General features: G+C 68.2%; 20 protein-coding genes. 8 read left to right on the forward strand and 12 right to left on the reverse strand.

The genetic code is table 11. The features are described from left to right. Positions 1 to 135: 135 nt before the first annotated feature. From nrdR to ALSL_RS07145, 3 genes are all read right to left on the reverse strand, one after another. Positions 136 to 648, reverse strand: a complete 513-nt coding sequence (gene nrdR, locus ALSL_RS07135; RefSeq protein WP_126537802.1) for a transcriptional regulator NrdR — start codon at positions 646 to 648, stop codon at positions 136 to 138. 13 nt (positions 649 to 661) lie between these two features. Further along, positions 662 to 1,930, reverse strand: a complete 1,269-nt coding sequence (gene glyA / locus ALSL_RS07140; RefSeq protein WP_126537804.1) for a serine hydroxymethyltransferase — start codon at positions 1,928 to 1,930, stop codon at positions 662 to 664. 66 nt (positions 1,931 to 1,996) lie between these two features. After that, entirely contained in the window at positions 1,997 to 2,749 is a 753-nt protein-coding gene (locus ALSL_RS07145) for a sulfite exporter TauE/SafE family protein (RefSeq protein ID WP_126537806.1), read from the reverse strand. A 110-nt stretch (positions 2,750 to 2,859) separates the two neighbouring features. On the opposite strand from ALSL_RS07145, the gene ALSL_RS07150 reads away from it, so the two are divergent. Next, positions 2,860 to 3,594: a 16S rRNA (uracil(1498)-N(3))-methyltransferase gene (locus ALSL_RS07150; protein ID WP_126537808.1), complete on the forward strand. Its 735-nt coding sequence runs from the start codon at positions 2,860 to 2,862 to the stop codon at positions 3,592 to 3,594. 52 nt (positions 3,595 to 3,646) lie between these two features. Here the strand turns inward: ALSL_RS07150 and ALSL_RS07155 are convergent, their stop codons facing one another. From ALSL_RS07155 to ALSL_RS07185, 7 genes are all read right to left on the reverse strand, one after another. Then, complete coding sequence (locus tag ALSL_RS07155; protein ID WP_126537810.1) at positions 3,647 to 4,123, reverse strand: chemotaxis protein CheW; 477 nt, start codon at positions 4,121 to 4,123, stop codon at positions 3,647 to 3,649. Continuing rightward, complete coding sequence (locus tag ALSL_RS07160) at positions 4,123 to 5,604, reverse strand: chemotaxis protein CheB (RefSeq protein ID WP_126537812.1); 1,482 nt, start codon at positions 5,602 to 5,604, stop codon at positions 4,123 to 4,125. Before ALSL_RS07160 ends, ALSL_RS07155 begins: the two co-directional genes overlap by 1 nt. Then, a complete protein-coding gene (locus ALSL_RS07165; protein ID WP_126537814.1) occupies positions 5,597 to 11,668 on the reverse strand; it encodes an Hpt domain-containing protein in 6,072 nt (2,023 codons plus the stop codon). Before ALSL_RS07165 ends, ALSL_RS07160 begins: the two co-directional genes overlap by 8 nt. 64 nt (positions 11,669 to 11,732) lie before the next feature. After that, positions 11,733 to 13,763, reverse strand: coding sequence for a methyl-accepting chemotaxis protein (locus tag ALSL_RS07170; RefSeq protein ID WP_126537816.1), 2,031 nt, complete (start codon positions 13,761 to 13,763; stop codon positions 11,733 to 11,735). Between the two features lie 106 nt (positions 13,764 to 13,869). Next, positions 13,870 to 14,412 (reverse strand): chemotaxis protein CheW, encoded by a 543-nt coding sequence (locus tag ALSL_RS07175; RefSeq protein ID WP_126537818.1) that lies wholly within the window; start codon positions 14,410 to 14,412, stop codon positions 13,870 to 13,872. Beyond that, positions 14,409 to 14,780, reverse strand: a complete 372-nt coding sequence (locus ALSL_RS07180; RefSeq protein ID WP_126537820.1) for a response regulator — start codon at positions 14,778 to 14,780, stop codon at positions 14,409 to 14,411. The genes ALSL_RS07175 and ALSL_RS07180 overlap by 4 nt, the downstream gene beginning before the upstream one ends. A gap of 17 nt (positions 14,781 to 14,797) precedes the next feature. Beyond that, positions 14,798 to 15,157: a response regulator gene (locus ALSL_RS07185; RefSeq protein ID WP_126540093.1), complete on the reverse strand. Its 360-nt coding sequence runs from the start codon at positions 15,155 to 15,157 to the stop codon at positions 14,798 to 14,800. A 342-nt stretch (positions 15,158 to 15,499) separates the two neighbouring features. Between ALSL_RS07185 and gshB the strand changes: the two genes are divergently transcribed. Further along, the gene (gshB, locus tag ALSL_RS07190) at positions 15,500 to 16,462 is read left to right on the forward strand and encodes a glutathione synthase (protein WP_126537822.1); all 963 of its coding nucleotides are present in this window, start codon (positions 15,500 to 15,502) and stop codon (positions 16,460 to 16,462) included. Further along, complete coding sequence (locus ALSL_RS07195) at positions 16,459 to 17,319, forward strand: energy transducer TonB (protein ID WP_231700186.1); 861 nt, start codon at positions 16,459 to 16,461, stop codon at positions 17,317 to 17,319. The genes gshB and ALSL_RS07195 overlap by 4 nt, the downstream gene beginning before the upstream one ends. 63 nt (positions 17,320 to 17,382) lie before the next feature. On the opposite strand, the gene ALSL_RS07200 is transcribed toward ALSL_RS07195, so the two are convergent. Further along, positions 17,383 to 17,979, reverse strand: coding sequence for a BPSL1445 family SYLF domain-containing lipoprotein (locus ALSL_RS07200; RefSeq protein WP_126537824.1), 597 nt, complete (start codon positions 17,977 to 17,979; stop codon positions 17,383 to 17,385). Between the two features lie 225 nt (positions 17,980 to 18,204). On the opposite strand from ALSL_RS07200, the gene ALSL_RS07205 reads away from it, so the two are divergent. The 5 genes from ALSL_RS07205 (at position 18,205) to ALSL_RS07225 (ending at position 22,537) form a co-directional block, all read left to right on the forward strand. Further along, a complete protein-coding gene (locus ALSL_RS07205) occupies positions 18,205 to 18,774 on the forward strand; it encodes a YqgE/AlgH family protein (protein WP_126537826.1) in 570 nt (189 codons plus the stop codon). Beyond that, on the forward strand, positions 18,771 to 19,229 hold the full coding sequence (gene ruvX / locus ALSL_RS07210) for a Holliday junction resolvase RuvX (RefSeq protein WP_126537828.1): 459 nt from the start codon (positions 18,771 to 18,773) through the stop codon (positions 19,227 to 19,229). Before ALSL_RS07205 ends, ruvX begins: the two co-directional genes overlap by 4 nt. After that, the gene (locus tag ALSL_RS07215; protein ID WP_126537830.1) at positions 19,226 to 20,152 is read left to right on the forward strand and encodes an aspartate carbamoyltransferase catalytic subunit; all 927 of its coding nucleotides are present in this window, start codon (positions 19,226 to 19,228) and stop codon (positions 20,150 to 20,152) included. Before ruvX ends, ALSL_RS07215 begins: the two co-directional genes overlap by 4 nt. 69 nt (positions 20,153 to 20,221) lie before the next feature. After that, on the forward strand, positions 20,222 to 22,000 hold the full coding sequence (locus ALSL_RS07220; RefSeq protein ID WP_126537832.1) for a hypothetical protein: 1,779 nt from the start codon (positions 20,222 to 20,224) through the stop codon (positions 21,998 to 22,000). Positions 22,001 to 22,156: 156 nt separating this feature from the next. Further along, positions 22,157 to 22,537 (forward strand): BON domain-containing protein, encoded by a 381-nt coding sequence (locus ALSL_RS07225; protein ID WP_126537834.1) that lies wholly within the window; start codon positions 22,157 to 22,159, stop codon positions 22,535 to 22,537. A gap of 65 nt (positions 22,538 to 22,602) precedes the next feature. Here the strand turns inward: ALSL_RS07225 and ALSL_RS07230 are convergent, their stop codons facing one another. After that, on the reverse strand, positions 22,603 to 23,772 hold the full coding sequence (locus ALSL_RS07230; protein WP_126537836.1) for a PilT/PilU family type 4a pilus ATPase: 1,170 nt from the start codon (positions 23,770 to 23,772) through the stop codon (positions 22,603 to 22,605). Positions 23,773 to 23,780: the final 8 nt, after the last annotated feature.

The raw sequence follows: 23,780 nt of genomic DNA on the forward strand, positions 1-23,780 counted from the left end.
CAGAACGCGAGGCGACGGCGCCATTGCCGGGGTGACAGGTAGTCGTGACTGGCCAGATGACGCCAGGCCCGGCGCGCGTGGTGATGGAATCGGGACAACTCAGCCCTCTTCAGGATGCGCGTTCTTGGGGTGAAGTCAGATCGGCTCGCCGGGCGACTTGGAGAGCAGGGAAAGTTGCAGCTTCCCCAACTCCGGCGGATCGCGCTCCAGCCGTTCGATTTCCTCGCGGAAGGCTTGTACATCTTCGAAGCGCCGGTAGACCGAGGCGAAGCGCACGTAGGCCACCTGGTCGAGCTTCTTGAGCTCGCGCATGACCAGCTCACCGATCTGGCGTGAAGGCAGCTCGCGCTCGCCGCTTCTGCGCAGATCGTCGATCACCGCACGCACCGCGGCATCCAGCGCGGCGCTCGCCACCGGGCGCTTCTGCAGCGCACGTTCGAAACTGGTGCGCAACTTGCGTTCGTCGAAAGGCTCACGCCGCTCGCCGCTCTTGATCACCGTCGGCAGCTTGAGCTCGGCGGTTTCAAAAGTGTTGAAACGCTCGCCGCAGCGCGGACACTCCCGCCGGCGACGCACGATGGCGCCGTCCTCGGTCAGCCGCGAGTCGATCACGCGGGTGTCTTCGTGCTGGCAGAACGGGCAGTGCATGCGTCGCGGCGGCTCAGCCGTAGACCGGGAACTTCCGGCACTGCGCGGTGACCTCATCGCGCACGCGCGCGATCACCGCCTCGTCGGTCGGCGCATCGAGTACGTCGCAGATCCAGTGCGCCAGCGCGATGCAGTCCTCTTCGCGATAGCCGCGCGTGGTGACCGCCGGCGTGCCGATGCGCAGGCCCGAAGTGACGAAGGGCTTCTGCGGATCGTTCGGCACGGCGTTCTTGTTCACCGTGATGTGCGCGCGGCCGAGCGCGGCCTCGGCATCCCTGCCGGTGACGGCGCGACCGATCAGGTCGACCAGCATCAGGTGGTTCTCGGTGCCGCCGGAGACGATCTTGTAACCGCGCTCGATGAAGGTCCTGGCCATCGCCTTGGCGTTCTTCACCACCTGACGCTGGTAGTCCTTGAAGGCGGGCTCCAGCGCCTCCTTGAAGGCCACCGCCTTGGCCGCGATCACGTGCATCAGCGGCCCGCCCTGGATGCCGGGAAAAACGATCGACTGCAGCTTCTTCTCGATCTCCTCGGCGCGCTCGCCCATGCCCTGCCGGCTCGCCACCACCAGGCCGCCGCGCGGGCCGCGCAGGGTCTTGTGGGTGGTCGAGGTGACCACGTGCGCATGCGGCAGCGGATTGGGATAAACGCCGGCGGCGACCAGACCGGCGACGTGCGCCATGTCGACGAACAGATACGCGCCGACCTCGTCGGCGATGGCGCGAAAGCGCGCCCAGTCCATTACCTGCGAATAGGCGGAAAAGCCGGCGACGATCATCTTCGGCCGGTGTTCGCGGGCCAGGCGCGCGACTTCGTCCATGTCGACGATGCCGTGGGCGTCGACGCCGTATTGCACCGCATGGAACAGCTTGCCGGAGAAGCTCACCGCCGCGCCATGGGTCAAATGCCCGCCGTGCGCCAAGCTCATGCCCAGGATGGTGTCGCCGGGATGGAGCAGCGCGAAGTACACCGCCTGGTTGGCCTGCGAGCCCGAATGCGGCTGCACGTTGACGTAGTCGGCGCCGAACAACTGCCTGGCGCGCTCGATGGCGAGGCGCTCGGCCACGTCCACGTATTCGCAGCCGCCGTAGTAGCGCTTGCCGGGATAGCCTTCCGCGTATTTGTTGGTGAGCACGCTGCCCTGCGCTTCGAGCACGCGCGGGCTGGCGTAGTTCTCCGAGGCGATCAGCTCGACGTGGTCCTCCTGCCGACGCGCCTCGTCGGCGATGGCCTGGGCCAGTTCGGGGTCGTAGCCGGCGATGGTGGCGTCTTTCGGAAACATGGCGTGGGCTCGCTCGCGATGGAAAGCAGCCATCCATGTTAGCGCAGCGGCACGAGACCCGAAGCCTCAGCCGCGCAAAAACAGGCCGATGCTGAGCGCCGTGCCGATGCACACGATCACCACCCGCAGGGCCTTCTCGTTCACCCGGTGCAGCAGCAGCGCCCCAAGTTGGCCGCTGAGGATGGCCGGCACCGCCACGCACAGGATCGGCAGCCACGGCAGCGTGTGCGCACGCAGCAAGAAGATCGCCACCGCCGAGGCATTCATCACCGCCGCGAGTACGTTCTTGGTCGCGCCGGCCACGCGCACGCCCAGGCCCGCCGCGGTCAGCGCCGCCAGCATCAGGATGCCGATGCCGCCGCCGAAATAACCGCCGTAGATCGCGATCAGGCCCTGCACGAGCATCGCCGCGCGGCGACCGAGCACGGGTGGCGCACCTTCCGCGCGTGGCTTGCGGAAAAAGCTGCCCCAGGCGAAGACGAGGGTGGCGAACAGCACCAGGAACGGCACCAGATGCGTGAACACGCTGACCGGCGTCACCAGCAGCAACACCGCGCCGACCGCGCCGCCGATGAGGCTGATCCAGAACAGGGTGCGGAACGACAGCCCTTCCGCGCCGGCGACATGGCGACGCCCGGCCAGCCCGGTGGTCACCTGGCCCGGAAAGAGCGCGATGGTCGAGGCGATGTTCGCCGTGCGCGGATCGATGCCGGCGACGAGCAGTGCCGGAAAAGTGAGGAACGAGCCGCCGCCGGCCAGCGCGTTCTGCACGCCGGCGGCGAACGCGGCGAGGACGAGGAGCAGCAGGGACCAGGACATCGGCGGCGCTTCGCGATGGCGGAAAGGCCGCCATTGTGCCAGCGCCTGGCCGCCGTCATCGGCCGCGGCTTTCGCGCACAATGATGGGCTATTGAGCCTGCGATCCCTCCATGCGCACGATCCGTATTCATGTCGATCATCCGCTCACCGTCGGCGAAACGCTTCCATTGCCGCCGCAAGCGGCCGAACACGTGGCGCGCGTGTTGCGCCTGGTGGCGGGTGACGCGGTCGTGCTCTTCAACGGCGACGGCTTCGACTACCCGTCCCGATTGCTCGCCGCCGACCGGCGCCGGGTCTGCGCAAGGGTCGAGGAGCGGCGCCCGGCGCAAGCGGCCGAATCCCCGCTCGCGCTCACCCTGGCGCAGGGCATCGCCCGCGGCGAGAAAATGGATCTCATCGTGCAGAAGGCGACCGAGCTCGGCGTGACGCGCATCGTTCCGCTGCTCACCGAACGCTGCGAAGTGCGGCTCGACGAGCAGCGGGCCAGCCGTCGACTCGTCCATTGGCGTGAAGTGGCGGCGGCGGCCTGCGAACAATGCGGCCGCGCCACGCTGCCGGTGATCGAGCCGGCGCAGGCGCTGTCGGCCTGGCTGGCGGGTCTGCGCGCCGGCGACGCTTGCCGGCTGGCCCTGCTCCCGGAGGGCGGGCAAAGCGTCCGCGAACTCGCGTCGCCGCGGGCGGCGATATTGGTGGTCGGCCCCGAAGGCGGCCTCGGCGCGCGCGACACCGTCACCCTGCAACAAGCCGGTTTCGGCGCACTGCGGCTGGGGCCGCGCATCCTGCGCACCGAGACCGCCGGACTGGCCGCGCTCGCCGCGCTGCAGGCGCTCTACGGCGACTTTTGAACAACCGGCGCGAGCCCGGAGCCACGGCTCGCGCAACGCCAGCCATGCGCTTTCAGGCCGGTTGCGGCAACAGCCGGCGAAGTTCGGCCTCCAGCCATTCCAGGTCCGGAATCACCGCCATGTCGTCGCGGACCAGCACCTGTGCACGCACGCCGGCCGGCAGCGGCGCGCCGTCGTGGGCCGGGATGATGAGTTCGGGATTGAGCGTGGTCAGCCGCGGAAACCCGCGGGTCAACACGGCGATGAAGGGCAGCGCCGGATCACCGCCCACGGCCTTGAGCACCGCCACGCGCACGGTGAGTTCCGGATCGCCTTCGCCGGCATGGGCCAGACGCGCGAAGGCGATCAGCGGCACCCGCCAGCCGCGCCAGGCGATGTGGCCGAGCAGCCAGTCTGGCGCATCGGTGACGGGCTCGGGCGTGGGCAGCGTGATGACCTCGGCGACGGTGGCATTGGGCAGCAGCAGGCGCAGATCACCGGCGGGCACCAGCACGCAGCGGATTTCGCGAGGCAGGGTCGGTTCGCTCATCACGGGCTCTTGGGGTCGTTGATGGCCAGCCGGGCGACGAGTCGCGCGGCGAGCTCCCGCGGCGTGCCGATGAAATGGAACAAGCGCTCGGCGCGTACCGCCTCGCCGACGTCGGCGGTATGCACGGCCGCGGTCTCGAGCCAGACCTCACCGCCGCGATCGTGCACGGCCTGGCATCCGCCGACGGCGTCGAGCGCTTGGCCCGCAAAGAGTATCGCCACCAGATCGCGCCCGAAGCTGTGGGCGAGCGCGGTGAAATTGGCATCGATTGCGGCGGCACGGAAATGGCGCGCGGTGAGCGGATGCAACGCGATGCGACCGTCGCGACCCAGTTCGCACTGTTGGCCCGACGGCACGATCAACACTTCGCCCTGTCGCGCGCGACCGCCGGACGTGGCCACCCGGACAGGCCAGGCACCGCCGGCGGCCAGCCGTGCCGCCAGGGCCTCGTCGCTTGGCGCGGACTCCTGCTGCACGTGGACCAAAAGCGCGCCCGCCGACACGGGCAGGGCCTGCAGGAAGGTTTCGACCGCCGCATCGCAGCCCGCCTCTGCGCCGATCACCACCACGCGTTCGATCAGACCGGCCTCGTCGAGCCAGGATTCGGCGACAGGCTGCGTGTCGTTACGCGCAGGCACGTCATCCTCATCATCGACCAGCACGTAGGCGGGCCATTCGGGATGGGAAACCTCGGCTTCGCGCGACAGCTGGACGGATGCTGGCGGCGTCTCGTCCTCACCGGTGGCAGCGGCAGGAAAGCCAGGCGCATCGTCATCGACGAGGGTCCAGCTGTCCGACGGCCGCGGCGCGGCCGGCGTTTCAACCTCGGCACCCGGGCCGGTGGCAGACGACAGAGAAAAGTCCTGGACTGGGAAGGCCACATCCGGCTCGAAACCCGGACTCTCGGAGTCGGCGGGAACGGCGCCATCACTCTCCGCGCCTGCACTCTCCTCCGCCGCCGCCAGCAGGGCTTCGAGTTCGGCCGCGAGCGCCTCTGCATCCTGGTCGGCACGCGGATCGCGTTCGAAATCGGCAGGACTCGCCGCAAACGGGATGACGTCGTCCGCATGGATCGAGGGCGCGCCGGCGACATGGCCCGGCACGGCCTCGATCGGTCGCGCATCGCGCGGGCGCGGTGGGTCCAGTTCCCCGCGTTCGAGCACCTTGAGCGCCAGGTGCCGGGCCCAGCGCGCGCGATCCCAGCCTTCGAGGCCGCGGCTGGCCTCGGCATCATTGAACACGATGCGCAGTGTCAGGTCCTCGACCGCCGCATACAGACGCTCGAGCGAACCCTCGTCGGTCTCGTCGAGATTGACCACCAGCACCTCGGCGCCGCAATCATCGAGCAGCCCGCGGTCGATGCCGCTCAGCGGCCCCTCGTGCACGATGCGCGCGCCGCGTGCCTGCAGGGCCTCGCGCAGATGCGCACCCAGAATGTCGTCGTCGAACAGCAGCGCGACGGCCGTTTCCCGCTCATCCATGCGGCGTCTCCATCAGGGGTTGCAGCATCTCGCCGATCAACGCGAGCAACTCGGATTCTTGGTAGGGCTTGCCCAGATAGTGGTCGACGCCGATGTCGAAGGCGCGCTGGCGGTGTTTCTCGCCGGTGCGCGAGGTGATCATGATGATCGGGACCTCGCGCAGGCGCGGGTCGGCCTTCATCTGGGTGGCGAGCTCGTAGCCGTCCATGCGCGGCATCTCGATGTCGAGCAGCATGAGATCGGGCACCCGCGACTCGTGCAGCTTCTCCAGCGCATCGAGCCCGTCCTTGGCGGTGGCGACCTCGTATTCGTGGCGTTCGAGCACGCGGCTGGTGACCTTGCGCATGGTGATGGAATCGTCCACCACCATGACCAGCGGCCGCTGGCGCGGTGCCGCCGCCACCGGCGCCGGCACCGCCGGCCGACCTTCGGCGACGCGCCGGGCACGCCGCGTCAGGTTGTGCCGGATCAGCGGCGGCAGGTCCAGGATGACCAGTACCGAACCATCGCCCATGATGGTGGCGCCGAGCACGCCCGGCACCGAGCTTACCTGCGGGCCGACCGACTTGACCACGATTTCGCGTGAGCCGATCACCGCGTCGATGCGGATGGCCGCGCGCACGTCGCCCGCGCGAGTCAGCAGCAGCGGTACGGTTTCATCGCCGGACGGCAGGCGGGCGGGCAGATCCAGCAGTTCGCCCAGGTCGTGGATGCCGTAGGCCTCGCCGTGGTGCTCGAATACCGGCGTGTCGTTCGCCAGATGCGCGGCGAGCTCGTCCGCCGCCACCCGCGCCACGCCTTGCACCGAGGCCATGGGGATGGCGAAGCTGGCCTCGCCGATGCGCACCAGGATGGCCTGGGTCACCGCCAGGGTGAAAGGCAGCCGTAGCACGAAGGTGGTGCCCTCGCCCGGCGCCGACTCGATCGCCAGCGAGCCGCCGAGCTGACGGATCTCGTTGGCCACCACGTCCATGCCGACGCCGCGGCCGGCAAGCTGGGTCACCGTGCCGGCGGTGGAGAAGCCAGGCTGGACGATGAGCGCGAGCAGCCGTGCGTCATCCAGCGTCGCGTCTGCCTCGATGAGCCCGCGCTCCAGCGCGCGTGCGCGGATCGCGGCGCGGTCCAGGCCGCGGCCGTCATCGCTGATGCGCACGACCACCTCGGTCGCCTCGCGCGCCACCTGGATGCGCACGGTGCCTTCTTCCGGCTTGCCGGCGCGGCGGCGATCGGCGGGCGACTCGATGCCGTGCGCCACCGCGTTGCGCAGCATGTGCTCGAATGGCGCCTTGAGCCGGTCGAGCAGGTTGCGATCCATTTCGCCGTGCGCGCCTTCCACCACCAGCTGGGCCAGCTTGCCCTCTTCCAGGGCCGACTGGCGCAGGGTCCGGCGCAGGTTCGGCACCAGGGTGTCGAAAGGCAGCATGCGCGTGCGCAGCAGGCCTTCCTGCAGATCGCTGCTGACCCGCGACTGCTGGATCAGCAGGGTTTCGGCCTGGCGGGTGAGTTCGTCGAGCGTGCCCTGGATCGAGACCAGGTCGGACACCGACTCGGCCAGCGCGCGCGAGTACTGCTGCAGCTGCGAGAAGCGGTCCAGCTCGAGCGGGTCGAACGCGGCCATGCCGGCCTCGCGATGCTCGCGCTGGTAACGGGCGATGATCTGCGCCTCGGTCTCGATCTCCAGCATGCGCAACTGGCTGCGCAGGCGGGTGACGGTCTGCTCCAGTTCGGCCAGGTTGAAGCGGTAGGCGGACACCTGCTGTTCCAGCCGCGAGCGGTAGATCGCCACCTCGCCGGCGTGATTGACCAGGCTGTCGAGCAAATCCGCGCGCACCCTGATCTGCTCGGCGCCACCACGGTTCGGGCCGTCTTCGGCCGTCGTTTCCTCGGGCAGCAGGGCCGGCAGCGGCTCCACGGCGGCCTGTTCGACGGGCGTCGACGCAGCACTGGCGCCTGCCAGGGCCAAGACGCGATCGATGAGCGCCTGCGGATAGGCCATCGCCCGGCCCTGCGCGAGCGCCTCGGTGAGCCCGTGGAGATGATCGAAACCGTGCTCGAGCAGGCGGATGACCTCCACCGCGCGCGATGGTTCAGCGATCGGTTTTTCGAGCAGGGTCTCGATGGCGTGGGCGAGATCGCCGACCGGGGCGAGTCCGGCAATGCGTGCGCCGCCCTTGAGCGTGTGCAGGTCGCGCTGCAGGTCTTTGACCGGCGCCATCTCTTCCGGCGCGGCCCGCCATTGCGCGAGCGTGGCGTCGGCGTGGTCCAGCAGGTCCCGCGCCTCGTCCAGAAAGACTTCCAGCAGGTCCTGGTCCACCGCCTGATCGACCGGACCGGTCGGGGCCGCAGACACCTCGGTAGTCTCTTGAGCCTCTTGAGTCTCTTGAGTCTCTTGAGTCTCTTGAGTCTCTTGAGTCTCTTGAGTCTCTTGAGTCTCTTGAGCCTCTTGAGCCTCGGAAGTTTCGGGTACTTCGGGCGCGAGAGAAGCCGCCGGCGCCTGGGAAACGTCGGCAATCGCAGCAAGCTCGTCGTGTTCCGGCGCGGCGGCCGCTTGAACTTCGTCCGGCGCCGCAGGTTGCGGAGTGCGCTCTTGCGGCGTTTCGGCGTGCTCCGCGAGGCCGGTATCGACGGCGTGGGCTGCCGCGTCGAAAGACGCCACGAAAGACGGCTCGGGTTCGACGTCCGGAGCCTCCGCGGCCGCATCGTCGGTCATCGCGGTCATGTCCGCGGCCTCCTCGAGCGCCTCGCCCGTATCCGCCTGCGCTTCTGCGGCGTCGGTCGGGGCGGGCCTTTCCTCGAGCAGGGCATCGAGCAGGGCGTCGAGCTCCTGCTCGTCATGCGGCGTTTCGAGCGGTTCCCTGATCGGCGGTTCGAACGCATCGAGTGCGGCGATCAGGGCTTCGTCCAGCGCGAACGATGCCTCGTCGGCATCGCCCGCGGCGGACGAGGGCGACTTCTGTTCGTCGGCGGTTTCCCGGACGGGCTCTACGTCTGGCGGCCGTGCCGGCTCGGCGGTCTGCTCGACGCGGGCGTCGTGATCCACGAGGTCCGGGAACGCGCCGGCGAATTCGATGGGTGGCTCGAGTGACACGATCGGTGCGGGCGATTCGTGCTGTGCGTCGCGCAGGGCGGCCAGCCTGGCCGCCAGCGGCTCGACGTCCGGCAATTGCGGCTCGGCGGCATCGAACTCCCGCATGTACTGCTCGACCAGATCCGCGGCGGACGACACCAGCTCCGCGGCTTCGGCGGACAGCGGCGTTCCGGCCCCGCGCAATCGCTTGATCAGTCCCTCCAGCGGGGAAAGCAGCCGCATCAGGGGTTCGACGTCGACCATGGCGATGGCGCCATGCAGGGTGTGCACCGCGCGCAACAGGTCGTCTTCGACCGGGATCGCCTGGCCGGCGTCGGCCAGCGCGGCCCGGATGGTCTGCAGATACTGGGCGACTTCGCTGCGCAGGATCTCGAGCAGGACCGGGTCTACCGGCGGCATCGCCGGCAGCGGAATGGTTTCCTCCGGCGCCGGCTGCGCCGCTACGCCGGCGAGACCGGCATCGTTGAACAAGGCGGCCGGCGCGGCATCGGCGTCGACGGCAGGCAGGCGCCGGCGCACCGTGCGGCGCACGGCCTCGGTACCGGCCGCCGCCACGACCTGCTCCACCGTCGCCCGTTCGCCCGCGGCCAGGCGATCGGCCACCTGCATGATCGCCGACAGCGGCGCCTCGGGCGGGGTGCCGTCGGCCAGCGCCCGACGCAGCTGCGGCAGCGCGGCGATCGCATGCCGGACCAGCGCCACGACATCGTCGTGTGGCGGGATGGTCCCGTCGAGCACACGATTGAGCATGTTCTCGACCTTCCAGGCGAATTCGCCGAGCACGCGCGCACCGACCAGCCGCCCGGAACCCTTCAGGGTATGGAACGAGCGCCTGATCGGCACCAGCAGCGCCTGCTGTTCGGGCGCCATGCGCCAGGCACTTTCGGCAGCCTCGAGATGGCCGATTTCCTCGCTGACTTCCTCGAGAAAGATGGTGCGGATCTCATCGTCGATGTCCTCGCCACCCCGCTCGAAGCCGGCTTGCGCCGCGAGTGGATCGGCGACGGGACGCTCCTCGACGATGGTTTCCTCGATCTCGGTCCAGTCCTGATCCGCTGCCGGCGGCGTCATGCCCTCTTCCGTCTGCACCAGGCGCAGGCCGGAGAGGTCCTGCCCGGTCTCGGCCGGCATCCGGGCTTCACCGAAGAACAGGGTCTCGGGGGCGTCACCCGGCGCCAGACTGACCGGTTCGTCCAGGACCGGCACCGGCGGCGGCTCGGTCCTGACCGCGGGTGCGGGCGCAGCGGTCGCCTCGAGCAGGGCACGCGCCTGCGGCAGGGGCCAGTAGCCGAGCTCGCCCAGGCTGTGTTCGGCCACGTCCAGAATGTGATCGAGACCGCCACGATGCTCGCGCGCGGCCTCCAGGTAGTACTCGAGCGCGGCCAGGGCGTCGGCCAGGTGATCCATTTGCGCGGCGCTCGGCACCCGCTGCTCGACCAGCAGCTCGTTGCGGACGAAACGGCCGATGCCTTCGGCCAGGTCGGCCGGGCGCATCGCCGAAAGCATGCGCAGCGCGCCGGCGACCTCGTCCATCAGCACCGGCACGCTGTTGAGCGCGTCGTGCCGCCAACCCGATTCCACGAACGCGACGATGGCGTCCTTGACCTTGGCGGTATTGCCCACCGCCTCCTGCATCAGCGTGGCCAGGATGTGCCTGGCCTCGCTGCGCGGCAGCAGCGGTCCGGCCTCGTCGGCCGAGTCCTCGTCCGCGCCCAGGCTGTCGATGTGGTCGTCGAGCGAGGCTTCGACGTAGAGCAGCGCGCCGGCCATATCAAGCAGGGTTTCTTCGTCGGCGGGCCGGGCACGGCGGACGATCTCGGCGAGCACGCGGCGCTGCTCGCCGATCACCCGCCGCGGCACGCCCAGGGCGAGCATGCCGAGCGTGTCGCCGACGCGTTCGAGCACCTCGCACTGCACGCCGAGCGTGGCCGGATCCGCGTCCGGCTGGCGCAGGAACAGGTCGAGCGCATCCTTGACCCGCAGCAGGTCCTCCTTCAGCGCCTTGGCGACCGAATCGAGCAGCGCGCGGTTGTGCCCGGACATGGAACCACGCGCATGCTCGAGTTCGGCGGCGTCCGGCAGCAGGCTGTCCAGCCGGTACACCTGCCGCAGCAACTCCATCTGTGGGCTGCGCTGGGGTGCCTGGGCGACGAGATAGAGCAGTTGCCTGGCCAGATCATCGGCATCGCCGCCGCGCAGGCTTTCCTCGCCGCGGTCGAGCAGCTGGCGGATGTTGCGGTCCACCCGGCCGATCAGCCGACGGATTTCACCGGCCTGGCTTTTCAGCAGGCCCTGTTCGAGGCCTTCCAGCACGGCGGCGGCGATCCACCAGACCCGCCGCCCGGGCACGCTCCAGCAGCGGGCGCTGATGCCCAGCAGGGCCTGACGCATGCCGGCCAGCCGCTGTGCCGGCTGTTGGTTGCGGAACCAGGCCAGGAGATGCTGCTGGAAGCGGACGCGCAGCTCGGCGATCTCGCCAAGATGCCGCTCGGCCTCGCCGGCATCGGCAGCGCCCGGCACCTGGGACGGCAACGGCGCCTCCAGGTTGGGCATGAACAGCGCGGCCTCCGACAAGGCCTGCTGATTGCGCGCCGCCCGCAGCTCGTTGAGCAGCGGCAGCAGGACCATCGGCACGTCCCGATGGCCGCTCGAGAGTCTCTCCAGATAGTCGGGCAGCTGCACCAGCCCGCGCATCAGGGCGGCATAGGCATCGTCGCGACGATCGACGCCACCGGCGAGCAGCGCCAGGGCGAGCGATTCCATCTCCTCGGTGACCAGCGCCGCCCCGTACAGCTCCACCATGCGCAGGATGCTCTGCACCTGGTGCAGCCGTTCGGCACAGTCGCGCATCGGCTCGGCCACGGTGGGACGGCCGACGTAGGCCTCGAGCGCCTCGCGGGCGCGGGCCAGCGTCTCGTCGAGCTCCGGCTTGACCCATTGCAGGGTGGTGAAATCGATGTTTTCTTGGAGTCTCATGCCTGCCTCTTGAGGCTGCGCAACGCAGCGCGCAACCGACGAGGTTGCCGTAAGGTCCCGCCGCTCAACCCGGCAGTTTGAAGTGCGCCACCGAACGCCGCAGGTCGCTGGCCAGCTTGGCCAGGTAACCGATCGACTCGGCGGTCCGGCTCGCGCCCTGCGAGGTCTGCGAGGTGATCTCCTGGATCGCGTTCATGGACTGGGAAATGTGCGTCGCCGCATCGGACTGCGCGCGCGCGGCGGTGGAGATGTTCTGGATCAGCGCCGAAAGATCGTGCGACACGCGCTCGATGTCGCCGAGCGCGCTGCCGGCATCCTCGGCCTTGCGCGCGCCGGCGACCACCTCTGCCGTGGTCTGCTCCATCGAATGGACCGCCTCGTTGGTATCGGACTGAATCGCCTTGACCAGTGCCTCGATGCGCTTGGTGGCGCTGGCGGAACGCTCGGCGAGCCGCTGCACTTCGTCGGCGACCACCGCGAAACCGCGTCCGGCCTCGCCGGCCGAGGCGGCCTGGATGGCCGCGTTCAGGGCGAGGATGTTGGTCTGCTCGGCGATGTCGTTGATGAGCTCCACGATCGAACCGATCTCCTGCGAGGATTCGCCCAGCCGCTTGATCCGCTTGGAGGTCTCCTGGATCTGGTCGCGGATCGAGTCCATCCCGGAAATGGTCTCGCGCACCACCTGCGCGCCGCGCGAGGCGATCTCGACCGAGCGCTCGGCCACCTCGGCCGATTCGGCCGAATCGCGCGACACGCCGTCCATCTGGCTCGCGATCTGGTTGATCGCGCTGGTGGCCGAGCTGATCCGCTGGGCCTGATGCTCGGCGGCGTCGGCGAGCTGGCGGGCGGTGGTCTGGGTTTCCTGCGCGGAGGAGGACACCTGCTCGGACGTCTCGTTGATCGTGGTCACCAGCGTGCGCAGCTCGTCGATCGCGTAGTTCACCGAATCGGCGATCGCCCCGGTGATGTCCTCGGAAACGGTCGTCTTGACGGTGAGGTCGCCCTCGGCCAGCGAACCCATCTCGTCCAGCAGGCGCATGATCGCCTCCTGGTTGCGCTGGTTGAGCTCGGTACTCTCGCGGAAGCGACGGCGCTGATCGCCGACCAGGGCCACCACCAAAAGCAGTGCGAAGGCCACTGCGGCCAGGGCGCCGAACACGCCCCACTCCACGTTGGGGAATAGGCGGCGGTAGGGCAGCCGGCCGATCTGTTCGGCCAGTTCGTTCGCACGCAACAGCACGTTCTGCGAATCCAGCGAGGCCTGGTTGCCGGCCAGCTTCACCTCGGCGAGATTGCCGGCGGTGGCGACCAGCTTGGCGATCGGCTCGGCCAGGGTCTGCCAGTTGGCCTGCATGTCGGCGAGGATCTTGTGCGCATTCGCGTCCCCGATCGCCTGGGTGCCGGTGTCGGCGTTGCCCTGCAGCAAACCGTCCAGCACCGCGCCGTAGAGCTGGGCATCACGGGCCAGGCCATCCGCGGCGGCCTGCACACCCTCGCCGCCCTGCAGGACCTCCTGTACGCGGCGGATGATGCGGTCGGCCAGCAGCATCTGGCGCGAGGCCCCGAGCATCTGTTCGGCGTTGCCGCCGCGCTGCTGCAGAATGTTGGTGACCTGGTCCATGCTCGAATTGAGCAGGGGCATCTGCTTGGCGATGCGGTCGGCGCGGTCGGCCGACTCCAGAATGACCGCCTTGCTGGAAAGGATCTTGCGGATGTCGCCGTCGAGCTGCGTCCAGGCCTGGCTCAGGGCCGTGACCGCGCGCCCGACCGGGCTGGCATTGCCGTCACCATAGGCCGGCATGCCAGTCCGCGGATCGCCCTTGGCCAGGCGGGTGACCGCCGAGTCGATGGCGTTGCGGGTGCCTTCGAGTTCCTTGAAGGCGTCGACATTGCCACCCGCGGCCTCCAGCGCATATTTCGCCGTCTGCTGCGAAAGCACCTGGATCTGCGTGGTCAGGCCGATGGCCTGGCGGTCCTCGCCGTTTTTCTGGAACAGCATGAAAAAATCGACCGCGGCGAATGCGATCGCCAGCAGCAAGAGAACGATGAGGCCGGTATAGCCCCGTTCCTTGCCGACGCCCCCTGCTGCTTTCATTTCGGCCACCTCGTCGTCTTTCCACCCGCCGCGCCGTACGACCACGGCGCGGCATTTCCCTCGAAAAAAGGCCCGGCAAGGCGCCTCTCCATCACGTCCGCACTATTCAGGCGGCTGCCTGGCGAAAATCCGGAGCCCGCACCAACCGGCTCATGCTGAACAGTGCCAGCTCCTGGCCATCGACCTGCACGCGCCGCTCCACGAATCGCGCGAGTCGCGGATCATCCTCGGCCACCGAAGTCTGCCGCTGGGTCTCATCCACGGTGCGCTGTCCGTAAACCTCGTCGACGAGCAGCGCCACCGCGCCGCCGCCCTGACGGACCACCAGCAACCGGCTGCGCTCCCCGGGCGTGGTGCGCATGTCGAACAGGAACCGGGCCAGATCGATCACCGGCACCAGATTGCCGCGCACGTTGGCAATGCCGAGCATCCACGGCTGCGTGCCCGGTACCGGAGTGATCGCGGGCACCGCGAGCAGTTCGCTGATTTCCTCGATGCCGCTGGCCAGGCTGCGTGCGCCCACGCGATAGCCGATGCCGCGCCACAGGCCAGGAGCGTCGAGGCGATCCTCCAGCTCGAGCGCATGCGCAAGCGAAAGACGCTCGTAGCGCGCCAGGATCTCGAACGGCGAGAGCGCGAGGGCATTCATGCGGCGCGCGCCAGCAGGTCGTCGATACAGGCGAGCAACGCGCCCGCATCGACCGGCTTGGTGATGAAGGCGCGCGCGCCCTGGCGCAGGCCCCATACGCGATCGCTTTCCATGGACTTGGTGGTGATCATCACCACCGGTACGTCCATGGTCTGCGGATGCCGGGTCAGCATGCGGGTGGCCTGGAAGCCGTTGAGGCCGGGCATGATGACATCCATGAGGATGAGGTCCGGACGCTCGCGATGGACCCGCTCGATGCCTTCCTCGGCCGTCCCGGCGGCCACGACCCGATGCCCGGCCTTTTCGAGCATGCCGGTGAGCACGCGCACGTCCACCGGTGAGTCGTCGATGATCAAAATGCTCGCCATGTCCCCTGTCCGCTCCTTCAGGCCGGCTGACCGACGTGGCGCTGGATGGCGCCCAAGAGTTCGTCGCGGGTGAAGGGCTTGGTGAGGTATTGCTCGGCGCCGACGATGCGCCCCCGGGCCTTGTCGAACAGGCCGTCCTTGGAACTCAGCATGATGACCGGCGTGCCGCGGAACTGCGGATTGTTCTTGATCAGCGCGCAGGTCTGATAGCCGTCCAGCCGCGGCATCATGATGTCCACGAAGATGATCGCGGGCTTGTGCTCGGCGATCTTGGCTAGCGCCTCGAAGCCATCGACGGCGGTCAGCACCTCGCAGCCTTCCTTCCTGAGCAACGTCTCCGCGGTGCGCCGGATGGTCTTGGAGTCGTCGATCACCATGACCTTGAGACCGGCCAGACCGTTAGCGTTCGAGTTCAGGTTCACTATTCCCCCCGCAGCCCACCCCAGGCCGAGGCAACAACTTCGACAAAGCGCCAGCGGCGCGCATGAAGAACCAGACGACTTGAAGGTGCGGCGACACGGCTGCCGATCACTGCCGACCTGCTGTTTACTGCCTGCCCCGCAGCGCGTCAAGCCGAGCCTTTGCACTCTGCACTTGCCATCACAGCTTATCGGTATGCAATGACGGCGGCTTGAGGGCATCCGGTGCTTGCCGCAAGGCATCGCGCTCGGCGAACATGCGTATGCCGGGTTCCGGCACGCTTCTATCGGAGACACACGATGCCGCGTTCGGTCGCGGTGCTGATGGACCCCATCGCATCGATCAAGATCGTCAAGGACACCACCTTCGCCCTGCTGCTGGAAGCCCAGCGGCGCGGCCATGCGCTCCATTACATGGAGCAGGGCGACCTTGCGCTGCGCCAGGAGGCCCCGTTCGCCCGGCTGGCGCCGCTGTCGGTGCGTGACGACGTCAACGGCTGGTATCTGCTCGGCGAGCCGGTCTGGCGCGATCTGCGCGAGATGGACCTGGTGCTGATGCGCAAGGACCCGCCGGTGGATGCCGAGTTCGTCTACGACACCATGGTGCTCGAACGCGCCCAGCGGGCGGGCGTCATGGTGGTCAACGACCCGCGGGCACTGCGCGACTGCAACGAGAAACTGTTCGCCCTCGACTTTCCGCAGTGCATGGCGCCCACCCTGGTCGCCCGCGATGCGGATGAACTCAAGGCCTTCGTCGCCGAGCACGAGGAGGTCGTGCTGAAGCCGCTGGACGGCATGGGCGGACGCGGCATCTTCCGCGTGCGGGCGGGCGACCCCAATCTCAACGTGATCCTGGAGACCCTGCTCGGCGGCGGGCCCCACGGCGAAGGCCGCCGCTTCACCGTCGCTCAGCGTTTCATCCCGCAGATCCAGGCTGGCGACAAGCGCATCCTGATGGTCGACGGCGAGCCGGTGCCCTACGCGCTGGCCCGGATCCCGCGGGAAGGCGAGTTCCGCGGCAACCTCGCCGCGGGCGGGCGCGGCGTCGGCGTCCCCCTCAACGAGCGCGACCGCTGGATCGCCGCCGAGGTCGGTCCGGCATTGCGCCAGCGCGGGCTGCGTTTCGTCGGGCTGGACGTGATCGGCGATTATCTCACCGAGATCAACGTCACCTCGCCGACCTGCGCGCGCGAGCTCGACGCCCAGTACGGCCTCAACATCGCCGGACTGCTGTTCGACGCCCTGGAGCGCGACCGCGCGTGAACGCCGTCGGCCGCAACGCCGGCGCCGAGCCCTTCGGCGCCACCCTGCTGTTCTCGTTGTTGCTGCATGGTCTGGTCATCCTCGGCGTCACCTTCCATTACGCGAAGCCCGCCCCGTCCCTGCCCACCCTGGACGTCACCCTGGTGGACGTAGCCAACCGCCGGGCTCCCGTACATGCGGATTTCCTGGCCCAGCTCGACAACCAGGGCGGCGGCGAGCAGGATCGCGTGGCGCGCCCTTCGGCGCCCGTCGCCGGACCGCTGCCGATACCCACCCAGGGCACTGCGCCACGACCGGTCGAGGCGACCGAACCTCGCCCGCAGACGGCGACGCCCATGCACCTCATCACCACCCGTGGCGAGGCCGGCGTCACGGTCCCAAGCGCGCAGGAGCACCGCGTGCAGGAATCCCAGGCCCTGCCCGACGCCGACGAACGCCGTCGCGCCGAGGAAATGGCCGCCCTCGCCGCGGAATTGCGCGCGCGGACCGAAGCCTATGCCAAGCGGCCGAAGAAGAAATTCATCTCCGCCAATACGCGGGAGTACGCCTATGCGGCCTACATGCGCGGCTGGGTCGACCGCGTGGAACGCATCGGCAACCTCAATTACCCCGAGGAGGCGCGCCGGCGCGGTCTGCACGGCGAGCTGGAGTTGACCGTGACCCTGGCCCGCGACGGCAGCGTCAAGGCCATCGACGTGACACGCAGCTCCGGTCAGCCGATCCTGGACCGTGCGGCGATCCAGATCGTGCGCCTGGCCGCGCCCTTCGCCCCGATACCGAGCGAGGAACGCATCGACGAGCTGCACATCACCCGCACCTGGCAGTTCCTGCCCGGCGGAGTGCTCAGGAACCGTTGACGCAAAAAAACGTCGCGCGATCCGCAAGGATCACGCGACGCCGGGTGAAGAAAGCAAGCGGATTTACAGCGTGATGCGGCTGATCTTGGCACCGCCGATCGCCGCGCCGGCCTCCAGGCCGACGTTGGTCAGCACGAAAGCGGCCACCGGCTGCTTGGCCGTTTCGGTGCTGATGGAGCCATCGGCACCCATCTTGGCAACCGCCACGCGGGCGTTGGCCCCGACCGTCCAGCCACTGCTGGCCTTGAACTCGTTGAGGGCTTCGCGGGTGTTGAACACATAGATGACGGCCTTGGACTGGCCGCCGGCCTGGAAGCCGAGCGAACCTGCCGTGGTGCTGTAGTAGCCGGTGGTCCGGCCGCCCTCGCGCAGCGCGCCCTTGCCGTATTCGGCACCGACGATGAAGCTGCCGCCCACCACCGACGGGAACACCAGCACGCCGGCCGACCGCTGGATCAGCTCTTTGGAGCCCGGCACCACCTTGTACAGACGCGCCAAGGTGGCATCCACTTCGTGGTCCAGCGCGGCGCGGGCGCTCTGGCCGCTGGCATCCGAATTGGGTGGCGTGGTGGTGCAGCCGCTCATGGTGAGTCCGCCCAGGACCAGGGCCGCGGCAATGCACACGGTCGGCAGCTTGAGATTCAGTCGACGCTTGTTCATGACATCCATCCTCTTCACGTTGGTAGATGAAATCGGGCTGTTTGGCGAGTGCGAATGCGCAAATACCTTTGAACCGAAGGCTTCGAGCGCAACCGTCTTGACTCGCGCCGGCACCTTATACCCCAGGCTACGGTTGAGGCCGTGTATGCACGAAGCGCATTTTCGTTCATGTTTCTTCTGCATCCGGCGTGCAGAGGGTGATGCCACTTATCTACAATGAACGCCATGTCCTCTCGCACCTCCCAGACTTTGGCTGGCCATTTCCTGATTGCCATGCCCAGGCTCACCGAGCCGCCCTTTGCCCGCGCGGTGGCTTTTCTTTGCCAGCACGACGAGAACGGCGCGGTCGGCCTCTTGATCAACCAGGTCTCCGAATACCGTCTGGGCGACGTGCTCGCACAGCTGAAGCTGTCTTGCGAAGATCCCGAAATCGCCGACCGGCCGGTACTGATCGGCGGCCCGGTCCAGCAGGAACGCGGTTTCGTGCTCCATCGCGACGACGGCCACTGGGAGTCGAGCTATCGCATCGACGAGCGCTGGTCGGTCACCACCTCGCGCGACATCCTGGTCGCGCTGGCCGCCGGCGAGGGCCCGCGCCAGGCCTTGCTGGCCTTGGGCTATGCCGGCTGGAGCGCCGGGCAGCTGGAGCAGGAGCTCAAGGAAAACACCTGGCTCACGGTGGAAGCCAGCGACCGGGTGCTGTTCCAAACCCCGCTCGAGGAGCGCTGGAGCGCGGCGGCCGGCCTGGTCGGCATCGATCCCTTGCAACTGCCGGGCTATGCCGGCCACGCATGAGCAACGTGCTGGGCTTTGATGTCGGGCATCGACGGATCGGCATCGCCGTCGGCAACCGCATCGCCGCCAGTGCGCGTGCCGTGGCCGTGGCGGCCGTGCATGGGCAGACGCCGGATTGGTCGCACATCGATGCTGTGCATCGCGCCTGGCAGCCCGAGCTCCTGGTCGTCGGCCTGCCGCTGAGGCTCGATGGCGCCGAACAGCCGGCGAGCCGCCGCGCGCGCCGTTTCGCCGACGACCTGCGGCAACGCTATGGCCTGCCGGTGGTCCTGGTGGACGAGCGGCACAGCTCGCAGGAGGCTGCCGAACGCTTCGCCGCCGCGCGCGCGCAGGGCCTGCGCAGGCGACGCGATGCCGCGCAGCTCGATGCCGTGGCCGCCGCGGTCATTCTGGAGCGCTGGCTGCTCGATCCGGCTTGCGCAAGTCCCGATCCTTCCGAGCCGAGCCGACCATGAGCTGCCGCCTGCGTCATCTGACCACGCTGGAAAATCTGCCCCGCGCAACCATCGAGCATCTGCTCGACCGCGCCCTCGCCATGCGCGATGCCTGCGCCCACGGGACGCGCAAGCTCGACCTTCTGGCCGGGCGCACCGTGCTCAATTTGTTCTTCGAGCCTTCCACCCGCACCCGCACCTCGTTCGAGCTGGCGGCACGCCGGCTCGGCGCCGACGTGGTCAACTTCGACATCGGCTTTTCCTCCACCAGCAAGGGCGAGGCGCTGTACGACACCCTGCACACGCTGGAGGCGATGCATCTGGACGCGATCATCGTGCGGCACAAGGTTTCCGGCACGCCGGACGAGCTGGTGCGCCATGCGATGAGCGCCGTCTCGGTGATCAACGCCGGCGACGGCAACCGCGCGCACCCGACCCAGGGCTTGCTGGATGTCCTGACCATCCGCCAGCACCGGCCCGATTTGGACGCGCTCACGGTGACCATCTGCGGTGACGTGAAGCATTCGCGGGTCGCGCGCTCGGACGTGCATGCGCTGGCCACGCTCGGCGTGCGCGAAATCCGCCTGTGCGGTCCGGCCGCGCTGATGCCCGAACCGGCCGAGTTTCCCCAGTGCAGTTTTTACCAGGACTTCGACGAAGCCATCACCGGCGCCGACGTCGCGATCATGCTGCGTCTGCAGAAGGAACGCATGGCGACCTCCGAGCTCCCCGACGAAAAAGCCTATTTCAGGTCCTACGGCCTCGATCGCCGCCGGCTGGCGCTGGCCGCGCGCGGCTGCCTGGTCATGCACCCGGGACCGCTCAACCGCGATGTCGAAATCGCCTCGGAGGTCGCCGACGGCGCGCAGTCGCGCATTCTCGAACAGGTGGGCAATGGCGTCTTCGTGCGCATGGCCGTCCTGGCGGAGCTACTCGGCCGCTGAGCGGCGTGTACCGCAGAGGTCGCCCTTGGGCATAATGGCCCAGCATTTTTTTAACTTTTGGGAACAGCGATGCGAACCACGACGCGCGTGCTTGCGCTTGGCCTGACCGGCCTGCTCCTGGCTGCCTGCGGCCACAAGCGGGCCAAGGATGTGCCACTGGCCTACGTGCCGGTGGACACGCCTTATGTCCTTGCCAATCTCGAGCTGCTCGACGATGCCACCCGCCAGGCGCTGCTGGCCCAGGCCGACGCGCAGCTTCCCGCGCAGCTGCAGCAGCTGCGCGCCGCTGCCGATGAACTGGCGGCCCGCGATCCGGAAGGCGCGCGGCTGCTGCGCGCCCTCGCCGGCGAGCTCGACGGCAAGTCCATCGCCCAGTTCGCCCACGACGTGGGCCTGGACATCAAGGGCTACTCGGCCGTCTACGGGCTTGGTCTGGCGCCGGTGGCCCGTTTCCAGCTGGCCGATCCCGCCGCCTTCGACGCCTTCGTCGGCCGGTTGGAAGCCGCCTACGGCAAAGCGCTCGAACAGGTGGCCGTCGATGGCCAGCGTTACCGGCGCTACGTCCTGCCCGCTTCCGGCACCCAATTCGTGCTCGCGCAGGTCGGCCGACAGGCGGTGGCCGCGCTGCTGCCCGCCGAGGCGCCCCGGGCCATGCTGCGCCAGACCTTCGGCCTGGACCGGCCCGAGCACAACCTGGAAGAGGACGATCGCCTGCGCGATCTGGCCAAGGCCAAGGGCTACCAGCCCTGGCTGGTCGGCCAGCTCGATCTCACCCGCGCCCTGCCCATGCTGGCAAGCGGCAAGGACCCGCTGTTCGCCGCGCTGCGCAAGGCGCATGCCGAGACGGAATCGGCACGCACCGGCGAACCGGTCGCCAATCAATTGCAGAGCGATCCTTCCTGTGCCGCCGATGCCGCACGCATCGCGGCCCGCGTACCCGCCGTCAGCCTGGGCTATACGCGCCTGGAAGCCCATCTGCAGGAAGTGCGCTTCGACGTCGCCCTGGCCGGCGACATCACCCAGGCCTTCATGCAGGCCATCGCCCTGCCCGGCCTTGGCGGCGGTCATGTCGCCCCCTTCGATTTCAGCCTGGCGCTGCCGGTGATGCAGATGCGCTCGTTCTGGACGGCGCAGGCCGATGCGGTGACCGCCAAGCCCTTCACCTGCCCGGCATTGGTCGACCTCAACGAGACTTTCGCCAAGCTCGGTCTGGCGATGCAGAAGGCCGCGATGCCGCCCTTCGGCGACCTGCTCGGTGTGCGCCTGGCCCTGGATCGGCTCGACCTGGACGAGGCTGACGCGAAATCCGGCCGGACGACGCCCACGATCAAGGGCAGCCTGCTGGTGGCCTCACGCAACCCGGCCGGATTGCTGGCAACCGGTCAGATGATGAATCCGGCGCTGGCCGAGCTCAAAATCCATCCGGACGGCAAGCCCGTCGCCCTACCGGCAGCACTGAGCGCCGCCTTCGGCCAGCCCGGCTGGCTGGCCATGACGCCGCAGGTGCTGGCGCTGGCCATCGGCCAGGATGCCGACACCAGCCTGGCCCGCGATCTGGCCGATCCGCCCGGTGCCGCCGGGCAACTGTTGCGCGCCCATGTGGACGGCGCGATGTACCTCACCTGGGTCAAACTGCTGCAGGACAAGGCCGATACGCTGGCGGACATCGGTGGCCCGGCGACTGGACAGGCGGGCGATGTGGACGCCGAAAAAGCCGCTGCCCGCGAGCGCCTGCGACGGCAATTCGCGGCCATGCGCACGCAGGCCGAGCGCATCAAGTCGCTGCGGCTGGAAGCCCACCTGGAAAACGCCGGCCTGGTCCTCACCAGCACGACCGAATTCAAGTAGGAAACGCCTCGGCCGATGCCGGCAAGATTTTGACGATGGGCTGAACGGCACGCCGGGCGGCGACGCCGTCTTCACCGGGGGTCCGATTATCTTCGGTGGCGACGGCATTCCCATGCCGCCACTCATCCCTTACGGAAAAACCCAAAGGAGTCTCGTATGCCCAGCCTTTTCCCCGTCCGCAAGGCCCTGCTGAGCGCTGCCCTGGCTATGACGGCCATCGGCGCCGCTGCCGCGCAGGCGCAGGAAGCCAGCACCACCGGGACGCAAGCCTCGAGCAACCAGACCGTGCCCGATAAGGCGGCCGACGCCTGGATCACGACCAAGGTGAAGTCTGAGCTTGCCGCCACCAAGGGCATTCATTCGACCAACATCGAAGTCCATACCACCGATGGCGTGGTCACCCTGAGCGGCACCGTCGGCAGCAACCAGGAGCGCACCAAGGCCGAACATGTCGCCAGCAAGGTCAAGGGCGTCAAGAAGGTCGACACCAGTGAACTCAAGGTCGATGCCGCCGCGCACAGCGACAGCGCGCACTGAGTCGGCCGTCTAGGTCGCAGCGCGGACAGTCGAAAGGCTGTCCGCGTTTTTTATTTCCGGATCGCCTACGGACGCTTCCTGATATACGCCCCGCCACCCTGCCAGTCACGCGCCTCCTCGACCTCGACGCCATCTAAGCCCTGCGACAGGGTCCGTGCATCGCCCCCGCGCGCGAGCTTGATGGCGAGGCGCACTTCGTTGGAACTGTCGGCGTGGCGAAGCGCATCCTCGTAGCTGATCTCTCCGGCGTGATAGAGCTCGACCAGACTCTGATCGAAGGTCTGCATGCCGAGGTTGGTCGACTCTTTCATCACGTCCTTGAGCTTGTGCACCTCGCCCTGACGGATGTAGTCCTGCACCAGTGGCGTGCCCAGCAGCACTTCCACCGCGACCCGGCGCACCTTGCCGTCAGGCGAGGGAATCAGCTGCTGCGCGACGATGCCCTTGAGATTCAGCGACAGATCCATGAAGACCTGCTGGCGCCGATCCTCGGGAAAGAAATGGATGATGCGATCGAGCGCCTGATTGGCGTTGTTGGCATGTAGCGTACACAGCACCAGATGGCCGGTCTCGGCGAAATTGATCGCGTGCTCCATGGTTTCGCGGGTGCGCACCTCGCCGATCATGATCACGTCCGGGGCCTGGCGCAGCGTGTTCTTGAGCGCGTTCTCCCAGCTGTCGGTATCGATGCCGATTTCGCGCTGGGTGATGATGCAGCCCTCGTGGCGGTGCACGTACTCGATCGGATCCTCGATGGTGATGATGTGACCGCTGGAATGCTGGTTGCGGTAGCCGATCATCGCCGCCAGCGAAGTCGACTTGCCGGTACCCGTCGCACCGACCAGGATCACGATGCCGCGTTTGGTCATGGCAAGCTGCTGGACGATCGGCGGCAGGTTGAGTTCTTCCACGGTCGGGATCTTGGTTTCGATCCGGCGCAACACCATGCCTACGCAGTTGCGCTGGTAGAAGCACGAGACGCGAAAGCGTCCGACGCCCTGGGCCGAAATGGCGAACTGGCATTCGTGGGTCTTTTCAAATTCCTCGCGCTGGGCGGGCGTCATCACATTGAGCACCATGTCCCGCGCCTGCTGGGCCGAGAGCGGACTCTGTGTGATCGGCGCAATCTTGCCCTGGACCTTCATCGAGGGCGCAAGGCCGGCGGTGATGAAGAGATCGGAAGCCTTCTTGTGCACCATGAGCTTCAAAAAAGCGGTGAAATCGAACTCGCTCATCGGTCCCT

The sequence above is a fragment of the Aerosticca soli genome, assembly GCF_003967035.1.
In the GTDB taxonomy this organism is placed as follows: domain Bacteria; phylum Pseudomonadota; class Gammaproteobacteria; order Xanthomonadales; family Rhodanobacteraceae; genus Aerosticca; species Aerosticca soli.